Source organism: Bacteroidota bacterium (assembly GCA_034723125.1).
Lineage (GTDB): Bacteria > Bacteroidota > Bacteroidia > CAILMK01 > JAAYUY01 > JAYEOP01.
In genome coordinates this window covers 1-2,906 of sequence record JAYEOP010000282.1, presented here as the reverse complement: position 1 = coordinate 2,906, position 2,906 = coordinate 1, and the positions used below count along the sequence as shown (strand labels likewise).

2 protein-coding genes are annotated in these 2,906 nt (G+C 31.4%); one reads left to right on the top strand and one right to left on the bottom strand.

Going from position 1 to position 2,906, the window contains the following annotated elements; genetic code table 11:
* Positions 1-35: 35 nt before the first annotated feature.
* Complete coding sequence (locus U9R42_07705; protein MEA3495903.1) at positions 36-971, bottom strand: metallophosphoesterase; 936 nt, start codon at positions 969-971, stop codon at positions 36-38.
* Positions 972-1,169: 198 nt separating this feature from the next.
* Between U9R42_07705 and U9R42_07700 the strand changes: the two genes are divergently transcribed.
* A complete protein-coding gene (locus tag U9R42_07700; protein MEA3495902.1) occupies positions 1,170-2,903 on the top strand; it encodes a T9SS type A sorting domain-containing protein in 1,734 nt (577 codons plus the stop codon).
* Positions 2,904-2,906 lie beyond the last annotated feature (3 nt).

Below are 2,906 nucleotides of genomic sequence, written 5' to 3'. Positions count from 1 at the left end.
TTAGAACACAGAATTATTATACGAAACTTGAGGGATTAATTTTTCTTTAGAGTAAAGACAGTAATTTCTCCGGGGCAATTAAATCTAACATTTAATCCCGAAACTCCACATCCTTTTGATGTATAACCTTTCATTCCATTGTGATTCCATAAACCTTTGTAATAACCTTTGCCTTCAAATTGGTGAGTTATTAAGGGTTTGCCACCTGGAAGACAAATTTGACCTCCGTGTGTATGACCACACAAATATAGGTTATAGCCACTTTCTGCTGCTACATCACTTAATTCGGTGGTGTGAACAAGGGCAATTTTAAATCCTTTCTTAGATTCTTCCAATGCAATTATTGCTTGGTCGGTAAAGTATCGAAATGGGTCATCTGTTCCTGTTAAAATTATTTTTCCCCCTCCTCGTTTTATCTCTGCACTTTCATTTACTAAAAGTTCAATATTTATTCTTTCTTCATAATTGCTCATTAAATAAGTGTCATGATTTCCTAAAACTGCAAATGTACCATCAGGGGCATTTATATATTGTGTTAAACGATAAATTGGTTTTAAAATATTTTTAAAACTACCGAAAGTGCTTTTCCTATAATCTCCTGTCATTACGCAAAGGTCGTATTTAAGGCCTTTTATTTTTTCAATAATTATTTTTTCAAGTCCAGGAATGCTGTCGATATGAAGGTCGGTAAGATGAAGTAATTTGTATCCATCAAATTCTTTTGGTAAGTTTGAATAATTAAGAGTTACTTTTTTAATCTCAATATTTTTAGCATTTTTATATCCGATTTTGTAAAGTCCAAATATTTTTAAAAAGAATTCAAATAAGGACAAAACTTTCACAAATAATGACCAACGACTTTTACTTTTTTTTCCGCTTCTTTTCCTTTTATAGTTATCAGTTTCTAATATTGCACGATTAGCTTTCCAGATTTTTCTTTTTTCAGCTTTTGTAATTTCTTGTTCTGTCATCTTATTTTAAATTTATTTTTTTGATTAAAAATACAACACAAATAATAGTATTTCCAAATTGAATTCGAATTTATCTGTTAAAATAAAGTACTTTGTACTTTTAAAGGAGCACGGTTAATTGTCCTTAAATTAATTTATTATCAATTATCTTTTTGTAATATTGCATGAATTATTAAAACCACGCCAAAACATTTTTATATGAATCGTATTTTTATCAGTTTAACAATTATTTTAGTGATAATTTTCCCGTCAGTTATTTTTCCACAATCTGCACCAATTACTATTGATGCTATTTTTGATGATTGGACATCAAATTTGACAACAGTAAGCGATGCTCCTGAGTCAATTTCAGGTGTAGATCTATTGGAAATGCAAGTAAGCAACGATGAGTATTTTCTTTTTATCAGGATAAAAACTAATATTGAGTTTGATTTACTAGACAATCTTATGCCTCAAGGAATTTGTCTATATTTTGATACGGACAATAATGAAAATACAGGCTTGCATCTTAATGCAGGTTATGGTGCTGAATTAGCGATAAAATTTAATGAACGATATGCAGATTATTATGTTAATCCGAATTCTAAAGTTACTTTTTCTGATTTTTCTTTTCGGGCTTCCCCTACTATAACTTCTGATGAATTTGAGATAGCTATTAAAAGAGATGCTGTTCCTGATGGAATTCATCCCTTATTTTCATCATCTACTATAAAAATTCTACTAATAAATGAAGAGAATAATGACAGTTTACCTAATGGAGGTACTGTTTTTAAATATACATTTGACGAAACTCCTGTGCAAGCCTTCACCCCTACAAATATTGTAAAGGAAGATACAAATAATATCCGAATACTTGTATATAATACTTTGGCTGATGGATTGACAAAATCGGCAAGGCTACCTCATTTCGAAAATATAATCACTGTATTGAATCCTGATATTATTGGGTTTTCAGAATCTAGGAATACCGATGCCCAGAAAGTAAAAGTTTTACTGGATGATTGGCTTCCAATAGATAATTCTGATGGCTGGTTTGTACATAAAAAAATTGATGGAGACTTAATTACAGCTTCTCGTTGGGAAATAGTTCAAGATTGGAATACTTTATCACGGCAGTTTCCTACACTAATTGACTTACCCGAAACTTATCATACTGATTTGCTTTTTACAAATGCACACTTAAAATGTTGTAGTGGAGATATTTTAAGACAGGAGGAAGTGGATGAATATATAGCTTTTATTTTAGATGCCAAATCGGAAGGCGGAATTATAACCTTGCCCAATGAAACACCTTTTGTTTACGGAGGTGATTTAAATCTTGTAGGATATGCCCAACAACTTAGCACTTTGTTAACAGGTAATATTCAAAATACTTCTACTTATGGAGAAGGTGGTCAACCCGATTGGGATAATACCGATGTTACAGCTCCAATCTGTATTCAAACTGATAAGAGAATGGACTATACATGGAGATATGACAACAGTAGTTATCCTCCCGGTAAGCTAGACTTTATTATTTATTCCGATGCTGTTATGAATGCTCAAAAATCCTTTGTTTTACAAACAGAAGTAATGCCTCAGCATAGACTTCAACTTTATGGATTGAATCAGAATAATACTGGAATTGCATCCGATCATTTTCCTGTAGTAACTGACTTTTCTATAAATGCATCCGATGGGATTTTACATCAAAAAATGCTTAAACACAGTATTTATCCAAATCCTGCTTCAACAAAAATAAATATATCATTTAACAATGCAGGCAGGCACTTGATAACTATAACTGACTTATATGGAAGAAATGTATTTTCGGATGAGATGCTTTCAAAACAATCATCAATTGACATTAAAATACTGACTGCCGGAGTTTATTTTATTACTATCATTGCTGAGGATGGAAGTAAAGAAAATCACAAACTAATAAAGCTGTAGTTA

Excerpts from the sequence above, each read along its gene's own strand:
- U9R42_07705 (MEA3495903.1), bottom strand. The coding sequence starts at position 971 with ATGACAGAACAAGAAATTACAAAAGCTGAAAAAAGAAAAATCTGGAAA.
- U9R42_07700 (MEA3495902.1), top strand. The coding sequence starts at position 1,170 with ATGAATCGTATTTTTATCAGTTTAACAATTATTTTAGTGATAATTTTC.